Below are 19083 nucleotides of genomic sequence, written 5' to 3' on the forward strand. Positions count from 1 at the left end.
GATTTACCAACCCATTTCCATGAAGAAAAGTGCAGCAACAGCATCCAGGAGAATAACGATAAAGATGGATTGAACCACGCTGGATGTTGTATGTACGCCAACGGATTGTGCACTGCCGCCGACCTTGAAACCTTCGAGACAGCCTATAGCCGCGATCAGGAAGGCAAAAATCGGCGCTTTCGACATACCGACAAGGAAGTGCTGAAGAGCAATGTCCCGCTCCATAATCGCCATAAATTGGGCCGGGGAAATATCCAGGGAAATTGCACAGACCATAGCCCCACCGACCAAACCGGAGAGCATTCCCACGAAGGTCAGAATGGGTAGGCTGACCATCATCGCCAGAACCCTGGGGATCACCAGCAGCTCAACCGGGTCCAGCCCCAGAGTGCGGATGGCATCCAGCTCTTCGTTCACCTTCATAGCACCGATTTGTGCCGTGAATGCACTGGCGGTGCGGCCGGCCAGCAGAATCGCGGCGAGTAGAACACCGAATTCGCGTAAAAACGAGAAGGCGACCAGATTAACGGTGTAAATGGTGGCACCGAAACCTTCAAGAACCGTGGCACCAAGGAATGCGACCACGGCACCGACCAGAAAGGTGAGTAGGGCAACGATGGGTAGAGCGTTAAGACCGGTGTTCTGAATGGCTGCTACGAAGGCGGTGACACGCCAGCGTTTGGGCCTTGGCAGCACAACGGACAAAGTGGCGATAATCTGACCAACGAACCCCGACAGCAGATAGATCAGGTGCCAGATGGCTTCAACCGTCTTGCCGGTTTCTGTAAGGAATTGCGACACTGGTGTGAGCTTTTCAGGCTCGGGTGAGGGCTTCTGCATTAACGCATCAGCCACAGCGTGAAGCAAAGCGCTCTGTTCACTGGGCAGGCTGGTTTCCTGTGCGGTCAGGGCGGCAAGTAGCTCTGGCCCCAGTAGCTTGGCAAGAAGTGATGCACCTGCTGTATCAACCCGTCCAAGGCTTTTGATATCAATCGTCGCGGTATTCCACTGCTGGCCTGAATATTCCGCCACACGCTGTTTGAGCGTTTGATAATCGTTGAGGGTCCAGTCCCCGTGGATAGCCAAGGTGCCATTTTTATTGGTCAGCCATCCATGCTGACTTTTTGCCTGGAAGGTATTTCCATTTTCTGGGGAGCTGGCACTTATTGGCACGGGTGACAGAAATCCGAAAGTTGGTTTGTTAGCTCACTAGCTTAGAGGGTGCAGACGCTGTCTGCCAGTATACGACGGTCTTCCTCATCGTGGCTGGCAAGTACGATGAGTGCGCCCTGGGCTTTCTGCTGCAGTAACAGTTGCCGAAGAAGGTCGCGTGCTTCTCTGTCCAACCCTGTAAGAGGCTCATCCAGAAGCATTAGCGGCTGTTTACGCAGTATCGCGCGCAGTAACGCAACACGCTGCCGCTGGCCACCGGACAGGTCGCTGGGCAAACGTTGGCCGAAGCCACTCAGGCCAACACTGTCCAGCCCACGCTCGATGGCCTGCGTGTCTTCCGGCGCAAGCTTCAGCCCCGGGTGAATGCCCAGGCCGATATTAGCCGTCACGCTCAGGTGTTCAAACAGGTTGTGCTCCTGGAATACGCTGGTCATCGGTCGCTGCCAGGGTGCTGCGTGGCGAAGACTTTTACCCTGCCAGAGAATATCGCCGGACTGGGGCTCAAGAAAACCGGCAAGCAGGTTCATCAGAGTGGATTTTCCGGATCCGCTGGCGCCATGTATGGCGATGCAGTGCCCAGGCTCAGCGGAGAACTGGAAGTTCCAGGGCGTCTCCTGGCCAGGATAGGCGAAAACCAGGTTTTGTACCTCAAGCATGTTCAGGCTCCGGAACTGTGCGGGATGATTTGGGCGCCAGGCCAGAATTGAACAAGGGCGAGCCGAGCCGGTTGAATAGGCTGAACAGCATCAGCAGAAGCAAAACAAGCCACAACCCCGTTGCTGCAGCGGCGTCAATCCGGTAGCTGCCCAGTTGCTGGTACAGCAGAACCGGCAGGGTGGGTTGGCCCGGACTACCAAAGAGAGCGATAACCCCGAAGTCGCCTAGCGATAAACCTGTGCCGTACGCCATAGCCAATGCCAGCGGCCGTCGCATGCGCGGCCAATGTAGCCAGCGCCAGCGATACCAGCCCAGCACGCCTAGCTGATCCGCCTGCATGCGGCTGGCTGAGTCCAGGCTTCCCATCGGGCCTCTTAGCATCTGCAACACAAAGGGCAGGGCCATCATCGCGTTGATCAGCGTAACCAGAGCGAGCCCTTCGCTGGAGTTGCCAAGGCTTGGTCGAAACAGCAGAAACAGCCCGGTGCCGAGAACCAACGGAGGAACCATCAACGGCAGATAGGCTGCCACGTCCGAAAGCCGGGTAATCGTCGGCCTGGATTGGCTTGTTCCGGAAGCCAGAATCAGTAGCGCGGCGATCACCGACATGAGCCCGGCGGGAATCGCGATGCCAAGGCTTCTCAGAGTGGCATCAAGCAGGGCCGGATTTACCGAGAAAGTACCGTCCGGAAAAAACGCCGAGCCCATCCCCGGCAATCCTCGCAGCAAAATGGCCATCAGTGGAGTAACCAGAAACAGCACAAACACAGCCAGAGCGGTTCCGTCCCCAAGGCGCGCCCAGATTGAGCTGCCGGCTTTGCTGCGATGCGATGCCACCCGTCTGTCTGGGAGTAGCGAAGCCGTAAGCCCGTGGCGGGCCGCCAGCCACCAGAAAAAGCCACAAATAACCAGCTGAACCATGGCAAGAAGCGCGGCCTGGCCGGCATCGAATTCGAAGCGCAATGATTGGTAGATGGCGACCTCAATAGTTGTGGCTGCCGGGCCGCCCCCCAGGGTCATTACGATGGCAAAACTGGTAAAGCAAAGAGTGAAAACCAGAGCCGCCAGGCCGGGCAGAACCGGTTTGACGGCCGGCCATTCAACGGCGCGCCAGTACCACCACCGGCCAAGACCCAGCTGGGCCGCCACACGTCGCTGCGATGCCGGCGCACTCTCAATGGCCTGCAGCAGGATTCTTGCGGCCAGAGGCGCGTTGAAGAAAACGTGAGCCAGCACAATGCCGTTGATACCGTAGAGGTTCCAGGAAGTGCCTAGCCATTCGTTAGCCAGGCCGGTAAACCAGCCCTGGCGTCCGTAAACACTGATAATACCGGATACCAATACAATTGAAGGGAGCACGAGGCTCAGTTCCATCAAACGCAGCAAAAAGGCGCGGCCGGGGAAGGCGGGTTGCCGTGCCAGAATTCTGGCAACCGGGAAGGCCACAAGCAGGCTGAGGACGACAGAGAGGAAGGCCTGCCAGATGGTAAAGGTAACTACAGTGCGAAGGTAACGGTTACTCCAGAACTCACTGAGGCCCGGCAGTTCGGCCTCCCACACCAGCGCGCCCAGCCCTGCCAGCGAGAGCACTATCAACGCCGCAGCGATGGTCAGCCCGGGCCAGAGCTTCCAGCGCGAGTGGCTCAAAGGTGCAGGGTAGGCGGGTAACGAACGCCTTTGGTGTTGAATGACAGGGCTCATTTTCTGCTGTTAGCGCGTCATGGCATCCAGCCATTCATTCAGCCAGGTACGGCGGTTATCGGTCACTGTTTTCGGGTCAAAGTAGAGGGCATCTGACGGCTGAATCAGCTTATCGAACACGGCAGGCAATTCGTCGCCCAGGTCCGTGGCCGGATACATAACGTTTTTCAGAGGAATGTGGCGCTGAAAGTCTTCACTCAGCATAAAATCAAGAAAGGCCTGACCAAGTTCTTTTTGATCGGATGATTTCACCAGGGCGGCTACTTCCACTTGCAAGTAGTGACCTTCTTCGAACTCTGCGGCCTGGTAGCGGTCGGTTTTATCCACGGCCATGTGGTATGCAGGAGAGGTGCTGTAAGACAGAATCATGGGTGCCTCACCATTCATGAACAGCGAAAAATATCCATCACTCCAGCTTTTGGTTGTAGTGAGAATCTTGCCTTTCAACTGCTGCCATTTTTCTGAAGCCTGATCGCCATATACATGGCGCATCCAGAGCAACAGGCCGAGGCCGGGTGTGCTGGTTCTAGGGTCCTGAATGATAATTTTGAGATCATCCGGGGCTGAAATCAGTGCTTCCAGGCTTTTCGGCGGCTCGGGCAATTGTTCGGTATCGTAAACAAACGCGAAGTAGCCCCAGTCATAAGGCACAAACACAGGGTCCTGCCAGTCGATCGGTAGGCTCAAGGCAGACAGATCCGTATCATGATTGGCTAGCAAACCGGTCTGCCGCGTTGTCTCCATAGTGCCGGTGTCCAGGCCCAGTACCAGGTCAGCTTCGGTGCTTTCTCCCTCAAGGCGCAGGCGCTGAAGAATGTCGCCACCGGAGTCCAGTACTACGTAGTTGATCTGGCAATCGCAGGACTGCTCAAACGCTGCCTTGACCGCTGGCCCCGGGCCCCATTCTGCGGCAAATGAAGGGTGGGTATAGATGGTGAGAGTTGATGCCTTCTCGGCGCTGGCAGGCACAGAGAACAAGGTAAACAGGAACAGTGTAAACGCTCGGTTGAGCATATTGATGTAACCTCCGCAGCAGATCAGGGGTAGCCAAAAGAGGCAAGCGTGCCGCGGGCCCCACCGAAGCCGATGAGTGCTCAATCCCTTCGCCGGCATAATCCGGATCAGGTTCCGCGGGTATGGTCTCAGCCCGGCATTTGCCCGGCACCCCGTTGAGTTGAATAAAGTGTACCATGCTGGCGATGAGCAATGGTAAGAAGCAAGGAGAACGCAGGTGCCAAAGTTTTTACACACAGCGGACTGGCAAATGGGCCGAACCTACAGCCGGTTTGATGCCGAAGACGGTGCAGCATTGGTGGAAGCTCGCTACCAGGCCATCGAACGACTGGCCGCGCTGGCGACCGAGCATCAATGCGATGCGGTGCTGGTAGCCGGTGATGTGTTTGATGCCCAGACGGTCTCCGACCGAACCATTCGGCGAGTGTTTAATGCTACCCGTGGCTTTGCTGGCCCCTGGGTGATGCTGCCAGGCAACCACGATGCGGCCCTCGCAGAAAGCGTCTGGACTCGTGCCAAGCGCCTCGGAGCAGTGCCAGCTAATGTTCACCTGGCGCTGGAGCCCGGCGTTACCGAATTACCAGAGCAGAAAATAGCTGTGCTGGCTGCACCCCTGACCCAGCGCCACACCTACGGCGACCTGACTCAGCCTTTCAACGAGATAGGAACGCGCCCCGGGCTGCTGCGTATCGGCCTGGCCCACGGCAGCGTACAAGGCGTGCTGCCTGACGATATCGACGCCACAAATCCCATCGCCCCCGACCGAACAGAAACCGCAAACCTGGACTACCTCGCGCTGGGTGACTGGCATGGTGTGCGGGAGACCAACCCACGTACCTGGTACAGCGGCACGCCCGAGCCGGAGCGGTTTCGTAACAACGACGCCGGCTACGTATTGATTGTTGATATTGAAGAACCAGGCGCTAAGCCCGAGGTGACGCGATATGAAACAGCCCGCTATCAATGGCACCAGTGGCGGGAAACCTTGTCTGTACCTTCCGATCTGGATGAGTTACTGAACCGCATCAGCCAGTTGCCGGAGGCGTCTGTTTTGGATCTCAAACTGGACGGCACTCTGACATTGGCCGGAGATCAAAAACTGAGCGAAGCTCTATCCGTTGCCGAGGCACGCTACCGCAGCGTTACCTGTGACCGTACCGGCATACAACTGGAGCCCACAGAAGAGGATATTGCCGCACTGCATGCGGACGGCTACCTCGGAGAGGTGGTGCAGGAGTTACGGGAAAGCCAGCATACAGCCGCTGACCCGGAGGAAGCCCGCGATGCCTTGGCCATTCTGGCAAGCCTTCTAACGCACAAAGAACCGGAGGTGGCCAAGTGAAGCTTCAGAGCCTGCGGGTCGAGCAGTTCCGCCAGTTCTCGAAGGGCCTTGAGCTTGGTGATTTGCAGCCCGGCATTAACCTGATACACGGCCCAAATGAATCCGGCAAGAGCACTCTGGTGCGCGCCATCCGAGCCGCGTTTTTTGAACGCTACCGGTCGAAATCGGCAGAAGACCTGGCGCCCTGGGGTGACTCGTCAGCAGCGCCCACCGTTGAGATCTTGTTTGAGCACAACGGGCAGCGCTGGCAATTGGATAAGCGTTTTCTCAAACGGCATCGTTGTGACCTGCTTGTAGACAGCACCGCGTTCAGTGGCGAAGAAGCCGAAGAGAAGCTTGCTGAACTCCTGGGTTACCAGTTCCCGAAAAAAGGTGCCAGCAAAGAGGAACACTGGGGCATTCCTGGCTTGCTCTGGGTCGAGCAGGGCACGGGACAGGATATCGAAAAGGCCGTTCTGCATGCTGGCGGCCATCTGAAATCCGCTTTGAATAACCTGGTGGGTGAAGTCGCTAGTAGCGGAGGCGATGAGGTTATCCAGGCAGTGGAACAGCAACGCCAGGAACTGCTCACAGCCACGGGAAAACCCAGAGGCGACTATCTCGCCCTGGCCAATACCCGTGAAACCTTACAGCAGGAAGTCGGTGATCTGCAGGAGCGGATTGATCAGTACAAGGTTCAGGTAGACCGCCTGGGCATTCTGGCAAACGAGCATGAACAGGCCAGCCGCGACCGCCCCTGGGAGGAAGCCCGCCGAGGTATGCAGCGCGCAGAAGTAAAATATCGCGAGGTCGAGGCGCTGCAGGAACAACAAACCCGAGGAATGGATACCCTCAAACAGTTGCAGCAAAACCTGAACTTGTTGCAGCAAAGTCAGGCTCACTGGCGAAGTCAGAATGAGCAGCTTGAGTTGCGCCATCAGAGCTACCAGAAAGCGACAAAACAACTCGAACAGGAAGAGCTTGCAAGCCCTGAGCTGGTAAAAGCGGTTGAGACTGCCCGTAAACACTATCAAACCGCCACCGAAGCCGTGCAGCAGGCTCATCTCAGAGATAAGCGGGAACGCCTGCAGAAGGAATGTGCCAGGCTTGAAGCGGAGCTGGCCAAGCTCAGGCAAAACCAGGAACAGGCCAAAAGTATCCAGGCTTCACTGGATGGCGCCCGAAAACAGAAAAAGCAAAACCTTATTGATGCCAATGTGTTGCGCCAACTAAAACAGAATCAACGTGAACTGGATGACACCAATATCCGGATCCAGACCGTTGCCACCCGCGTGACCTGGCAGCTGGATTCTGGAAAAGAACTGACTCTGGATGGACAGAGCATCGCGGGGCAGGGCGAGAAGCTTCTGCTGGAGCCGGGTGTTCTGGAAATTCCTGGTTTGGGCAGCCTGGGCATTCAACCTGGAGGTGAGGACCTCGAAAGCCTGCGTCGCCAGCAGGATCGGCTCAAGCAGTCAGTATCGCAACAACTCAGCGCAATGTCGGTTGATTCTGTTGAGACTGCTGAAATGAAGCAAGGGCGCCTGCAGGAAGCTGAAGCACAAATACAGCGCTTTGATGATCTGCTGAAGTCCCTCGCCCCGCAAGGCGTTGAACAGCTGAATTCGGCGAAAACTGAGGTGGAATCAGAGCTCCTCACCCGCACCGCTGAACTCGAAGCCTTGCCAGCAGCTGCCGCCATTGAAAGCGATGATAAGCCTCTGAGCCTTGTGGAATCACAACTGAAACAGGCAGAAGAGCGACTAACAGATGCTGAGGCCAGGCAGAGAAACCAGGAAGCGCATTTGCTTAAAGCCCGTTATGTCAGCGAAACCGCTTGCCGCGAGTGGCAGCGGATGCGGGAAGAACTGAACAGCCCTGAGCGCCAGCAGCAAATGGATGAGTTGAACCGCGATATAGCCGCTGCTGAAAAAAAGAAAGTTGAACTCGAGTCTTCTTTGAAGGAGCGCGACGCCCAAATTCGCGAGGCACGCCCCGCGCTTCTAAAACAAGACATTGAACGTTACCGGGCTACCGCTGAACACCAGGAAAAAGCCCAACAAAACCGTGCGCTGGAACTGAGTGAGATCCGCGCAAGGCTTGAGGCCTGGGGCGCTGAAGGGCTGGAGGAACAGCACAACGAACAAGCCGCGGAACTGGAGCATGTTAACCGCCGATATCTTGAACTGGATCGAAGGGCGAAGGCACTGGATCTGCTGCTGAACTTGCTTAAAGATAAGCGCCAGGCTCTGACGCGCCGTTTGCAGGCCCCGTTGCAGAAACATCTGGACCACTACCTGAGCGTACTCTTCCCGGAGGCGAGCCTGGAAGTGGACGAAAATTTGATGCCCGGAAAATTCAGCCGGGGCAGCGAGTTGGGCCAAATGGCTGAACTGAGCTATGGCGCCCGGGAACAAATGGGGCTGATCAGCCGCCTGGCCTATGCGGACCTGCTACAGGAAGCAGGCCGCCCAACCCTGATCATTCTTGATGACACCCTTGTTCACAGCGATGCTGAGCGTTTGGATGGTATGAAGCGCATCCTGTTCGACGCAGCCACCCGGCACCAGATACTGCTGTTTACCTGTCATCCGGAAAAATGGCGGGACCTGGGCGTTGAACCCAGGGATCTCGAAGCACTGAAATTACAGGGTAAGGCTGGTTGAAGGGGATACCCAATAAGTCGCCCACTTGAGGGCGGCTTAATCGAAGTCTGGTAGCTCCGGTTTGATCACACGCTTACCTGCCTCTTGCCATGCCTCAATCCCTCCAGCAATGGACTGCACATGCATATAGCCCATCTCCTTCATAGCTTTAGCAGATAGGGCGGAACGCCCGCTGTTCTTGCAGTAGATCACGATATTCAGCCCTCTGTTTTCGAAGGCGGGATCATTGGTCAGCTTGAATTCCAGTATGCCTCTGGGGATATTCAAGGCGCCTGGAATATGGCCGGCGTGAAATTCATCCGCTTCACGTACATCAATCAAAACGTCCGCCTGTTCGATGGCCTGTTCGGATTTCTCCAAAGGTATCTCTCGGACATGGGCTTTTGCGGCCTCAACCAAATCGTGTACATTTTTCATCGTGAAATATCCCGGTGGTGTGATCGTTCTACATCTGTGTATATGAATATATATTTTGCACTGAATACCATCAAAGAATATCGTTATATCGTAGTGATATATACTGACTATAGCTTTTCCAAAGCCTGGTGGAAGTTTGATCAAAAAAGCCATAAACCGTACAAACTTTAACCAACAAATCGCGGTAAAACAGAAACTTAAAAAAAGGTATTGACGAAAGAACCGTAATCCGTAGAATACGCATCCGTTGTCGGGGCATTGCTTCGGTAGCTTAAGCGGGAATAGCTCAGTTGGTAGAGCGCAACCTTGCCAAGGTTGAGGTCGCGAGTTCGAATCTCGTTTCCCGCTCCAATTTCTTCCAAGTCTCTCAATGCCAACCTGAGAGCACAAAGATTCGATTCCTTCGATCTTTTTAGGCGCGGTGGCAGAGTGGTCATGCAGCGGACTGCAACTCCGCGTACGCCGGTTCGATTCCGACCCGCGCCTCCATTATTTCTCCCTTTTTACCCAGCCTGTTTGCGATATTGAAGCGGCGACACCCCAAACCAGTCACGGCACGCCCGGTTAAAAGCTGATTGCTCTGAATAGCCGAGCAACCCGGCAATTTGGCTGAGTTTCATGTTGGGCTCTTTCAAATATATATGTGCCAGTTTTAGTTTTTCTGTATTCAGCAGCTTTCCAAAGGAGGTATCTTCTTTGGCCAAGTGACGCTGCAAGGTGCGTTTATCCATGTGGAAATGGGCTGCAACAACGTCACTCCTGCATTGGCCTGTGGGCAGCAGGGTGGTGATGAGTCGGGTAACGTCCTCTGAAAGGCTCAATGCATTTGGTGGTCGCTGGGACGAAAGGTACTGTTCTGCGAGTCCAAAAGTCTGGTGGTCTGCTTTTGAGAGAGGGTGATGAAAGGTTTGAGCAGGCCACCGCATGCCACACCAGCTCTGATTAAAGAGAACCTCGCAACCGAATACGTCCTGATAGATAGACGTTTCAGCAACCTGGGCGTGAATAAAGTGCACGCTAAAAGGCTTGAAACGATCGCCGCACAGCAGTTTCATCACTTGCATCGAGTTGGACAGGCTTAGCTCATAGCTTTGCTGGTGATATCCCCCGGTATTTTCGTGATCAATTCTAAATTCGAAATCTATACTTTCTTCATCTGATGAGCTGTTGTGAGTAGCGCTGATGCTGAGGGCCGGGCTGTGTAGATGAAGGTAGCGGCTAATATTATTAATGGCCGCACCTACGTTGCCTGAGTTGCGGGCAATAACGCTGATTGGACCCAAAATGTCCAATCCCTGGGACTCAGCCAGCTTTAGGCCGAGCTCGGGAAAGGTCAGGGTTTTAGCCGTGTCGTCGAGAAGATCTGCCAGGTTTCGAAAAGGCAGAAAGCTGCTGTCATCCCGATGTTGCGCCGGGGGAATATCGTACTTTTCCAGCAAGGGGAGGGGGTCGCCGCCTCTTTGCTCTATAAGCCGCTCGAAGCCCCTCAGGTTTGTCGCTCTAATCAAATTGGCCATCCAGGTCTCCGCCTGTTTTTTTGCAGTGATTCAGCTCGCTGGTGCAGTACCACCGCGGTGGTGCTTTAAAAGATATATGTCGTGATTTATCAAAAAAATGTCTCGTTTTGTCAATATTGTCAAGGCAGCGTTTGCGAGAATCAGAATTAACGTCAGTTGATTAATAACAAGAAGGATACTCAGATGACGGTCAAACACTACGACATCATCATTATCGGTGCGGGGCTTTCCGGCATCGGCACGGCCTGTCACATTGCCCGGGAACACCCCGGAAAGTCTCTGGCGATTCTGGAGCGCCGGGAAAATGTGGGTGGCACCTGGGACCTATTCCGTTATCCCGGTATACGGTCCGACTCCGATATGGCCAGCTTCGGGTTTAACTTCAAACCCTGGTATTCCGACAACGTATTAGCCCAGGGCGGCGATATTCGTGAGTATGTGCGCGAAACTGCAGAAGCATTCGGTTTGTACGAAAAGATCAAGTTCGGCTTAAAACTTAAGAACTCTGATTGGTCGACCAAAGATCAAAAGTGGACCGTCTCCTCTGTGCAGGAAGCGTCGGGGGAGGAGAAAGTATTTACCTGCAACTTCCTGGTGAACTGTGCCGGCTACTACAACTTCGATCAGGGTTACCGCCCAGCTTTTCCTGACGAAGAAGTCTATACCGGGGATATCGTTCACCCGCAGAGATTGCCTGAAGATTTCGATTACAGCGGTAAAAAAGTGGTGGTTATCGGCAGTGGCGCGACGGCCATAACACTGGTGCCGGCCATGGCGGATAAAGCGGCAAAAGTCACTATGTTGCAGCGCTCACCCAGCTACATCATGTCATTGCCGAATACCGACAAGATATCGATGGTGTTGAACAAACTGTTGCCAAAAGCCTGGGTATTCAAACTGGCCCGCCGACGCAACATTCTATTCCAGCGTGCACTTTATCTGGCCTGCCAGCGTTGGCCCAATGCAATGCGCAAGATGTTTTTGTCGCATATGTATAAACATGCCCCAAACGTTGATAAACGACACCTTACACCTGAATACATGCCTTGGGATCAGCGCTTGTGTGCCGCTCCAGATGGTGATTTTTTCGAAAGTTTGCGCTCAGGGAAGGCGGAGCTAGTAACCGACCATATAGATCGCTTTGATGAAACGGGCATTGTGCTCAAATCCGGCCAGCATATCGAAGCAGATATTGTTGTTGCTGCGACCGGGTTGGAGGTTCAGTTGATGGGCGGATCGACGCTCAGTATCGACAGTGAGGAAGTGAACCTGCCCAAGAAAATGGCCTACAAAGGCATTCTTATTCAGGACGTGCCTAACTACGGTTGGATTTTCGGGTACACCAACGCGCCCTGGACACTCAAGTGCGATATTGGCGGGCGCTATCTGTGTCGATTGTTCGCTCACATGAACCAAACGGGAGTGTCAGTCGCAACAGCTGTAGACACAGGGAATAATGCGACCAATGCAAGTGTGCTGGATGGTTTTGCACCGGGTTATATCGTACGGGCAATCGATAAAATGCCCCGGCAGGGTAAGGCCGATCCCTGGAGGATAACCATGCATTATGGCAAGGATAAAAAAATGCTGGTTCAAGACCCTGTGGATGATGGAATTTTGCAGTTTGAAACTGCGCCCTCAGCTTCACCCCAGGAGTCAGGTCTGCTTCAGCAAGCCACTACGGCCTGAAGCCAAACTATAACAACAAAAGAGAAGGGTTATGGACAAGGAGAGCAATGGTAAGCCGGCGGTGATACTGATTCACGGAATGTGGAGCAATCAGGACACTCTGAGGGATGTGAAAGAGGCCTTTGTGGATCAGGGCTATACGGCGGAGTCCTTATGCCTCCCATACCATTTTCCAAAAGCGGAGCATACAGAGGCCAGCCGGGCGAAACTGGCCAGAACGCGCGTGCAGGACTATGTAGCATTTATTGTAGAGCAGGTGAAACGCCTGGACTCCCCACCAATACTGGTAGGGCATTCAATGGGTGCTCTCCTGGCGCAGTTGGTGGCCGCCCAGGTACCCTGTGACCGACTGATTCTTCTATCATCCGCGCCCCCGGCCGGCATAAACGGCCTGAGTTGGTCCGCTATCCGCACGCTCGGCCGCAACCTGTTGCGTTTTCCTTTATGGACCAGTGTCACGGAAGTCGCACTGGCGAATGTGGAGTACGGCATCGCCAATGCCCAAACCTCTTCTGTACAGAAAGACATCTACGAAAGCTGTACATACGAATCTGGCATGGCCACGTTCCAGATCAGCATAGGGTCGTTGCTCGGGAGTCGGTCTGCCACACACGTGAACACACGGAGCATTGAGTGCCCGGTTCTGATCGTAGGTGGAACTGCAGACCGAATTACCCCCATCAACATCCAGCGCAGCATCGCGCAACGTTTCGGCAAGCAAGCTTCGTTGGTGGAAATAGAGAATTGCTGCCATTGGACGGTAGGAGGGGCCTACTTCCCGGAGGTTCGTTCCCGGATATTCAAATGGCTCCAGGGGCATTAGTTGCCGACATTGCACAAAGCCGAACGGCTACAGAAATGCACCCAAAAACCGGAAGTTAATCGAATTGGGTGTCTATGCCTGCGAGAATCAGGTTCGACCGGCTGGCGGCGTCAGTCATCACCGCGAGTCTGTATTCGGCGAGTTTTTCGAACTGTTTGAACGCCGTTTTCGGGACATCTGAAGCGGTAGGGATGTCGGCTTTCAACGGGTTTACCGGTTTGTGGTTGATGTGCAGTTCGAAGTGAAGATGAGCGCCGGTGCTGCGGCCCGTATTACCGGAATGTGCGACTTTCTCGCCACGCCGGACCTGCTGTCCCTTCCGCACAAACACTTTATCCAGGTGCAAGTAACGGGTTTTGTAGGCATTGCCGTGATTGATGTCGACATATTTGCCGGCATAGGGGTGATTGCCCACTCGCTCGACAACACCGTCGCCGGTGCTCATGATTGGCGTACCGACGGGTGTGGCCAGATCAACCCCGTTGTGGGGCGAGATGCGGCCAGTAATGGGGTGAAGCCGGTTCGGGTTGAAGTGCGAGCTCACCCGAAAGGATTTGGCCGTAGGCAGGCGCCTGAATGCGGGCAAGACACTTTTTCCGTTCTGGTCGTAATAGTTGCCGTCGTCGAACAGGAACGCCGTGTGAGTATGGTTGCGCCTTTCAAGCGACACAGCTTCAATGCGGGTTTTCCCAGTGCTTTCTGTGGCCGTCGTTTCATGGCCGACGATGACCGCAAAAGTATCCCCAGCCCTCAGTTCCCGTCTGAAATTGATCTGGTGCTCAAGCAGTTGCTGGACGGATGCAATCTGTGTGGCGGAGAGCCCGGCATTCCTGGCTGACTGGTAAAAACTACCGTGAATGGAACCCTTCAACACCTCCGATACCCAGTGTGTGTTTTGCACGGATTCCTGGTATTCGAACGTATCGCTATCCACTCTGGTGTAGGTAATAGAACGGGCCGGATCAAGATCCAGTGCCAGTTGCTGGAATTCGCCCTGTTCATTGAACTTCAATTTGAGTTCTGTTCCCGGCCTGAGGGTTTCCAGCGCCAGATATTCCACATCCGCCTTCAAAATACGGTTCAGGTCGGCTTGCGAGGCTTCGGCTTGGCTGAAAATGCTGCTGAGGCTATCGCCGGGCTCGACCCTGTGCTCGACGATGTTGGTTGCCCCGGCGAGACCTGCGGCGCCTGATGGTAATGGCTGACCTGTGGTCTGGGAGCCTGGCTGCTGCGCGAGATCTGCGAAATGGTTTAGCGCTTCGTTACTCGGTAACTGGATACTTGTGGATGACTCACTCTGTGTCGACCAGAAACCGGCCACCAGAATCAGTGATAACGCAGCAGCTGATAAAACCACATGGGTTGGCGTAAACGTTCTTGAACGAATCATTAATAAGTTGTCTCTTGGCAGGTGGACAGCCGTGTTGATCCACCATCATAAAATAGTTAACCCCTAACATAAATCATTTCAGCTTTACTGTGGAGCTCTGACCATGGTATGAGCGGTTATGTGTTGAAATTGTTAACGGCCATTAGCGCTCAACCCAGCGCTGGACAATATTCAATGCCTGCGGTGAAGGGTTGGCATTTCGGATTCCCCGCACTTCGCCAATCACCCAGGTGTTATTCCGACGTTCCACTGAAATAGTCAGCCGTTCTGGCTCCATCATGCGGTAAATAAACACCTCACCAAGCGCAACGAACCTATCGTAGCTACCCACGCAGTGGTGCATGAATGAGCCCTCATCCAATAACTCCAGCCAGGATTCCAGTGGCTCGATGCCGTCAATGGCGGGTAGAGGTGGTTCTGGATAAACCCCATGTTCCTGCGCAAGAGCAGCAGCATGGGCTTTGCGCTTGGCTTCGGAGCCCATGCTGTTAAAGCGTTCAACTAACTGATCATGAACTTCTTGCAGTTCTTGCCCAGAACTCACCCGAGTCAGCCTTTGCATATTGCCCGCTGCCATGTTCAGCGTGTCGCGAATCATTCGGCATAGCCAGGTGATGTCCAAAGCTGACGAGTGTCTATCAACGAGATTCAGCATGCCCGTCCAAAGCGGCTGTCCTTGGCGGAGCAGAAAGCGCAGATGATTCAGGTGAAGATTCGGGTGGTGCCTGAGCACAGCAAGAAATTCAGGCTGAGCCAATGATCGGCTGACATCCTCAAGCTCCCAGGGGAGTAGCGGAGAGAGTTCCACCCTGTTTACCAGACGAACCAGGGATTTGCTGCCTGGCAGGCCGGCCCGCTCAAGAATGGCCGTGCGCTTTAATGCTAACAATTGCTCAAACTCGTCAATAGAGAGCGGCTGGCTGCATGCGTGGTTCACCAGAAGAATGAACAGAAGGGGAGAGCTTTCTGCCAGCTCACGAGCAGCTTCCGACGCCGCACAGGCTTGTGCGAGTTCAAAGTCCATCGCCGGCATTAAGCGGGTTACAGCCAATATGTCTTCGGGTATGCCGTCCGAAACCCGCCTTCCCATTTGATCTTCTAGCGTGAACAGCGGCAGGCCTGGAGCTTTCAGAAAGCGACCCTCAGCCACAATGCCGTCATCATTCCTGCTGAACCAACGCAGTGGCTCGGCAGAGTGCCAGCTTTGCACAACCAACTGAATGGGGTAGTTAAGGATGGCGCTGAGATCGAACACAACCTGGTTTTCTGAAGGAGCTGAATTTTTTAGTGCCGACTCAGTCATGAGTTCTCCCAGGTTCGGTGGCGTGAAATCAGGTTTTCTCACCATGTGTTCAATGGTTGAGATCATATAAGTTTATTGCGACAGGTGGAGACGCTTTCTCATCGCATAATACTCGTACCCAACAGGAGGGCTGAACTCACACATAGCCATCCGAGCGGTTACCTGAGTGGCGCCGTGTTAGACGTGAATATTTCCGCTTTGGTCGATGACACTAAATTAAAAGAGCCCCTGACCTTTGGGTTTGTTGGTTCTGGACGAGCTGAGTGGATAACAAAGAGCTCTGGGGGCGATATCCGGATTACTGAGTCCAGCACTTAAGCTATCACTGATGTCCTGAGGCTGCAGGCACCGCTGCAAAAGCACCTTAACCATTATCTCTCGGTGCTTTTCCCGGAAGTCTCCCTGGGAGTCGACGAACAGCTACGGCGCGGCACCTTCAGCCGGGGTACTGAATTGGGGCAAATCACCGAACTGAGTTTTGGGGCGCGGGAACAGATGGGGCTGATTAGCCGCGTGGCCTATGCCGACCTGCTTCGGCAAGCCGGAAGGCCGACGCTGGTGTATTCAATATGGATTATGTGGACCGGCGCACTCGAGTTTGGTTAATCTGCAAATAGATCGAAAGCAAATGTATTTCACGAGAAAGGGGAGTTTAGCCAAAATGGATTCGCTGCAAGAGTTGCGCCTGAAATTGAAGCAGTTTGCTGAAGAACGCGATTGGCGCCAGTTCCACTCTCCGAAGAACTTGACCATGGCCCTCTGTGGTGAGGCTGGTGAGTTGTCGGAGCAATTCCAATGGCTTAGCGAAGACGACTCGAAAAACCTCAGTGAAAAACGTTTGGCAGCAGTGAAAGACGAAATTGCGGACATACAGCTGTATCTTGTTCTCCTAGCGGATTCTTTGGGTGTCGATATTGCTGAAGAGTCCGCCCGTAAAATAGAGGCAAATGCCCTCAAATACCCTGTTGCCAAGGCTAAAGGCAGGTCCACTAAATATAACGAGTTGTAGGGGTTATTCGTGATCGTCTATTCGGCTTCCAAGGCGGAATTTGTTGAACATGTGAAGTTCAATCAGATTGAGAAGGTTATCGAGGAAGAGGTCTGGAGAAAGCTTAAACGAAGAACTCCAAAATCCGAAATTGCTTCCTGGAAAAATTCGCTTCAATACATGTTTAACGCCCTGCTGGATCAGGGCATTCCCCCGTCGGCCGGTGTTGCCATTGAATATACGATACCACTGACCAGTCGCAGAGTGGATTTTATCCTGACGGGCAAAAATGCATCGCGAAATGACACCGCAATCATCGTTGAACTGAAACAGTGGTCCGAAGCAGAGGTTACGGACAAAGACGCCATAGTCAGAACATTCCTGAACGGGGCCATCCGTGAAGTTAACCATCCCTCCTATCAAGCCTGGTCATATTCAGCCCTGATTGAGGATTACAACGAAACAGTCCGAGAAGAGCGCATTAGCCTACAACCCTGCGCTTATCTGCACAATATGGAGAGTGGCGCGGCTATTAACGACTCGCGCTATGCTGAGCACACAGAGAGGGCGCCGGTTTACATTTCAAGCGATGCGAAAAAGTTGTCGGATTTCCTCAGGCGAAATATCCGCTATGGCGACAGCGACAACATCATGTATCGAATTGAACATGGTGTAATCAAACCGTCAAAAGGGCTTGCCGACGCCCTTGCCTCAATGCTTCGTGGGAATAGGGAATTCATTCTGCTGGATGAGCAGAAACTTGTTTACGAGACTGCGCTGGAGCTGGCGGAAATAGGGCGCGAAACTCCAAAACAGACGTTCATTGTGAAGGGTGGACCGGGTACGGGTAAATCGGTTGTTGCAATTAACCTTATCGTTGAAGCAACCAATAGGGAGATGTTGACCCAGTTTGTTAGCAAGAATGCCGCACCCCGGGAAGTTTTCAAGGCACGCCTGACAGGTACTATGCGCAAAACCCACATCGATAACCTGTTTCGCGGTTCTGGGGGCTATACAGACACCGAGAATAACTTCTTTGATTTGCTGGTCGTTGATGAGGCCCACAGGTTAAACGAAAAATCTGGCCTTTACGGGAACCTGGGAGAGAACCAGATAAAAGAGCTGATAACCAGCGCCCGAACCTCGATCTTCTTTATTGATGAAGATCAGCGCGTCACGCTCTCGGATATCGGCACAGTGGAAGAGATTCGGTATTTTGCGAAGCAATTGGGTTCAGAGATAACTGTCCTCGAATTGAGTTCCCAATTCCGTTGCAATGGTTCTGACGGTTATCTGGCGTGGGTTGATCATGTTCTTCAGGTCAGGGAAACCGCAAATACAACGCTGGATGGCATCGACTATGATTTTCGGGTTTTCGACGATCCGAATGAGCTGCGAAACGTTATTGAGCAGAGAAATCGCCGCGCCAACAAGGCACGACTGGTAGCCGGATATTGCTGGGATTGGAAGAGCAAGAAGGATCCAGGCAGTTTTGATATTGAACTCGCTGAGCATGATTTCAGGGCAAGATGGAATCTGGACAAGCACGGCGCCAAATGGCTTATCGCTCAGGATTCGATAAGTGAGATTGGCTGTATCCATACCTGCCAGGGGCTGGAGCTCGATTACGTAGGCGTGATTATTGGAGATGATTTTGTAATCCGAGATGGCGTTGCGGTTACAAACGCTGGCGCGCGCTCAAAATCGGATCGGTCTGTTCGTGGATACAAAAAAAGGCTGAAAGAGGATCGGGAGAGCGCCCTGGCGGATGCTGACATGATCATCAAGAACACCTATCGCACCCTGATGACACGGGGTATGAAAGGATGTTACGTCTACTCTACAGATGCCGAAACTAGAGAGCATTTTCGTAGCTTTGCCGAAACCCAGATCACTGAACAGACGGATGAAGTTTCTGCCCAGCCATTTCCGTATGAGGTGGTTGATTATGAATCAGCAACCCCTTATGACGGTTTTGTACCTCTATACGACCTGCAGGCAGCAGCTGGCGAATTTAGTGAATTCCAGTTGCCCGCCGAAGAGGCTCAGTGGGTAAATCTGCCTGAACATTTTGCCACCAGGCCGGGTCAGTTTGTCGCCCAGGTTGTTGGCGAATCCATGAATAAGCGAATACCCAATGGCGCTTGGTGCCTCTTTAACGCGAACCCAGGAGGAACGCGGAATGGCAAGATAGTCTTGGTACAACATCGGGCTATTGAAGACCCTGACAACGGCAGTTGCCTCACCGTTAAACTGTATCGCAGTGAAAAAACGATGTCCGGCGACGAACTCGTTAACGAAAAAGTCATCTTGGTACCGGTCACTAGCGCTCATGGTTATCAAGATATCGTGATTGAAGACGATGATCTTCACGACTTGAGAGTCATTGGAGAGTTTGTTGCGGTGTTGGCCTGAGACCAGTGA

The 19083-nt window shown here is 53.6% G+C and carries 14 protein-coding genes, 2 tRNA genes and 1 riboswitch; of the genes, 8 read left to right on the forward strand and 8 right to left on the reverse strand.

Annotated features, from left to right (window positions below; translation table 11 throughout):
* Positions 1 to 3: 3 nt before the first annotated feature.
* From Q4501_RS08670 to thiB, 4 genes are all read right to left on the reverse strand, one after another.
* Positions 4 to 1107 (reverse strand): ABC transporter permease, encoded by a 1104-nt coding sequence (locus Q4501_RS08670; RefSeq protein ID WP_303596190.1) that lies wholly within the window; start codon positions 1105 to 1107, stop codon positions 4 to 6.
* 107 nt (positions 1108 to 1214) lie between these two features.
* Positions 1215 to 1829 carry an ATP-binding cassette domain-containing protein gene (locus Q4501_RS08675; RefSeq protein WP_303595824.1) on the reverse strand — a complete coding sequence of 205 codons (615 nt, stop codon included), beginning with the start codon at positions 1827 to 1829 and terminating at the stop codon, positions 1215 to 1217.
* A complete protein-coding gene (thiP, locus tag Q4501_RS08680; protein WP_303595825.1) occupies positions 1822 to 3531 on the reverse strand; it encodes a thiamine/thiamine pyrophosphate ABC transporter permease in 1710 nt (569 codons plus the stop codon). The genes Q4501_RS08675 and thiP overlap by 8 nt, the downstream gene beginning before the upstream one ends.
* 9 nt (positions 3532 to 3540) lie before the next feature.
* Positions 3541 to 4545 carry a thiamine ABC transporter substrate binding subunit gene (thiB, locus tag Q4501_RS08685; RefSeq protein ID WP_303595826.1) on the reverse strand — a complete coding sequence of 335 codons (1005 nt, stop codon included), beginning with the start codon at positions 4543 to 4545 and terminating at the stop codon, positions 3541 to 3543.
* A 67-nt stretch (positions 4546 to 4612) separates the two neighbouring features.
* Positions 4613 to 4710: riboswitch (TPP riboswitch) on the reverse strand.
* A 52-nt stretch (positions 4711 to 4762) separates the two neighbouring features.
* On the opposite strand from thiB, the gene Q4501_RS08690 reads away from it, so the two are divergent.
* Both Q4501_RS08690 and Q4501_RS08695 read left to right on the forward strand, forming a co-directional pair.
* Positions 4763 to 5887: a DNA repair exonuclease gene (locus tag Q4501_RS08690; protein ID WP_303595827.1), complete on the forward strand. Its 1125-nt coding sequence runs from the start codon at positions 4763 to 4765 to the stop codon at positions 5885 to 5887.
* Complete coding sequence (locus Q4501_RS08695; RefSeq protein WP_303595828.1) at positions 5884 to 8532, forward strand: AAA family ATPase; 2649 nt, start codon at positions 5884 to 5886, stop codon at positions 8530 to 8532. Before Q4501_RS08690 ends, Q4501_RS08695 begins: the two co-directional genes overlap by 4 nt.
* A gap of 36 nt (positions 8533 to 8568) precedes the next feature.
* Here the strand turns inward: Q4501_RS08695 and Q4501_RS08700 are convergent, their stop codons facing one another.
* Positions 8569 to 8949 carry a rhodanese-like domain-containing protein gene (locus tag Q4501_RS08700; RefSeq protein WP_303595829.1) on the reverse strand — a complete coding sequence of 127 codons (381 nt, stop codon included), beginning with the start codon at positions 8947 to 8949 and terminating at the stop codon, positions 8569 to 8571.
* A gap of 275 nt (positions 8950 to 9224) precedes the next feature.
* Between Q4501_RS08700 and Q4501_RS08705 the strand changes: the two genes are divergently transcribed.
* Both Q4501_RS08705 and Q4501_RS08710 read left to right on the forward strand, forming a co-directional pair.
* A tRNA-Gly gene (locus Q4501_RS08705) sits at positions 9225 to 9300 on the forward strand.
* Between the two features lie 64 nt (positions 9301 to 9364).
* Positions 9365 to 9438, forward strand: a tRNA-Cys gene (locus tag Q4501_RS08710).
* A gap of 14 nt (positions 9439 to 9452) precedes the next feature.
* Here Q4501_RS08710 and Q4501_RS08715 read toward each other — a convergent pair.
* Positions 9453 to 10466, reverse strand: a complete 1014-nt coding sequence (locus tag Q4501_RS08715) for an AraC family transcriptional regulator (RefSeq protein ID WP_303595830.1) — start codon at positions 10464 to 10466, stop codon at positions 9453 to 9455.
* A 183-nt stretch (positions 10467 to 10649) separates the two neighbouring features.
* On the opposite strand from Q4501_RS08715, the gene Q4501_RS08720 reads away from it, so the two are divergent.
* Together Q4501_RS08720 and Q4501_RS08725 are read left to right on the forward strand one after the other, a co-directional pair.
* Positions 10650 to 12155, forward strand: coding sequence for an NAD(P)/FAD-dependent oxidoreductase (locus Q4501_RS08720; RefSeq protein ID WP_303595831.1), 1506 nt, complete (start codon positions 10650 to 10652; stop codon positions 12153 to 12155).
* A gap of 31 nt (positions 12156 to 12186) precedes the next feature.
* Positions 12187 to 12978: an alpha/beta hydrolase gene (locus tag Q4501_RS08725; RefSeq protein ID WP_303595832.1), complete on the forward strand. Its 792-nt coding sequence runs from the start codon at positions 12187 to 12189 to the stop codon at positions 12976 to 12978.
* Between the two features lie 55 nt (positions 12979 to 13033).
* Here the strand turns inward: Q4501_RS08725 and Q4501_RS08730 are convergent, their stop codons facing one another.
* Both Q4501_RS08730 and Q4501_RS08735 read right to left on the reverse strand, forming a co-directional pair.
* Positions 13034 to 14368 (reverse strand): peptidoglycan DD-metalloendopeptidase family protein, encoded by a 1335-nt coding sequence (locus Q4501_RS08730; RefSeq protein ID WP_303595833.1) that lies wholly within the window; start codon positions 14366 to 14368, stop codon positions 13034 to 13036.
* Between the two features lie 142 nt (positions 14369 to 14510).
* On the reverse strand, positions 14511 to 15671 hold the full coding sequence (locus Q4501_RS08735) for a PcfJ domain-containing protein (protein WP_303595834.1): 1161 nt from the start codon (positions 15669 to 15671) through the stop codon (positions 14511 to 14513).
* Between the two features lie 661 nt (positions 15672 to 16332).
* Here Q4501_RS08735 and Q4501_RS08740 point away from each other — a divergent pair.
* Positions 16333 to 16680 carry a nucleotide pyrophosphohydrolase gene (locus Q4501_RS08740; RefSeq protein ID WP_303595835.1) on the forward strand — a complete coding sequence of 116 codons (348 nt, stop codon included), beginning with the start codon at positions 16333 to 16335 and terminating at the stop codon, positions 16678 to 16680.
* 9 nt (positions 16681 to 16689) lie between these two features.
* A complete protein-coding gene (locus Q4501_RS08745; protein WP_368497391.1) occupies positions 16690 to 19074 on the forward strand; it encodes a DNA/RNA helicase domain-containing protein in 2385 nt (794 codons plus the stop codon).
* Positions 19075 to 19083 lie beyond the last annotated feature (9 nt).

Origin of the sequence: Marinobacter sp. 2_MG-2023 (assembly GCF_030546935.1) — a bacterium.
Classification (GTDB): Bacteria; Pseudomonadota; Gammaproteobacteria; order Pseudomonadales; family Oleiphilaceae; genus Marinobacter.

Bases quoted from the DNA above. Each gene is read 5' to 3' on its own strand.
- Q4501_RS08675 (WP_303595824.1), bottom strand. From the start codon at position 1,829: ATGCTTGAGGTACAAAACCTGGTTTTCGCCTATCCTGGCCAGGAGACG.
- thiP (WP_303595825.1), bottom strand. From the start codon at position 3,531: ATGAGCCCTGTCATTCAACACCAAAGGCGTTCGTTACCCGCCTACCCT.
- thiB (WP_303595826.1), bottom strand. From the start codon at position 4,545: ATGCTCAACCGAGCGTTTACACTGTTCCTGTTTACCTTGTTCTCTGTG.
- Q4501_RS08700 (WP_303595829.1), bottom strand. From the start codon at position 8,949: ATGAAAAATGTACACGATTTGGTTGAGGCCGCAAAAGCCCATGTCCGA.
- Q4501_RS08715 (WP_303595830.1), bottom strand. From the start codon at position 10,466: ATGGCCAATTTGATTAGAGCGACAAACCTGAGGGGCTTCGAGCGGCTT.
- Q4501_RS08720 (WP_303595831.1), top strand. From the start codon at position 10,650: ATGACGGTCAAACACTACGACATCATCATTATCGGTGCGGGGCTTTCC.
- Q4501_RS08725 (WP_303595832.1), top strand. From the start codon at position 12,187: ATGGACAAGGAGAGCAATGGTAAGCCGGCGGTGATACTGATTCACGGA.
- Q4501_RS08730 (WP_303595833.1), bottom strand. From the start codon at position 14,368: ATGATTCGTTCAAGAACGTTTACGCCAACCCATGTGGTTTTATCAGCT.
- Q4501_RS08735 (WP_303595834.1), bottom strand. From the start codon at position 15,671: ATGACTGAGTCGGCACTAAAAAATTCAGCTCCTTCAGAAAACCAGGTT.
- Q4501_RS08740 (WP_303595835.1), top strand. From the start codon at position 16,333: ATGGATTCGCTGCAAGAGTTGCGCCTGAAATTGAAGCAGTTTGCTGAA.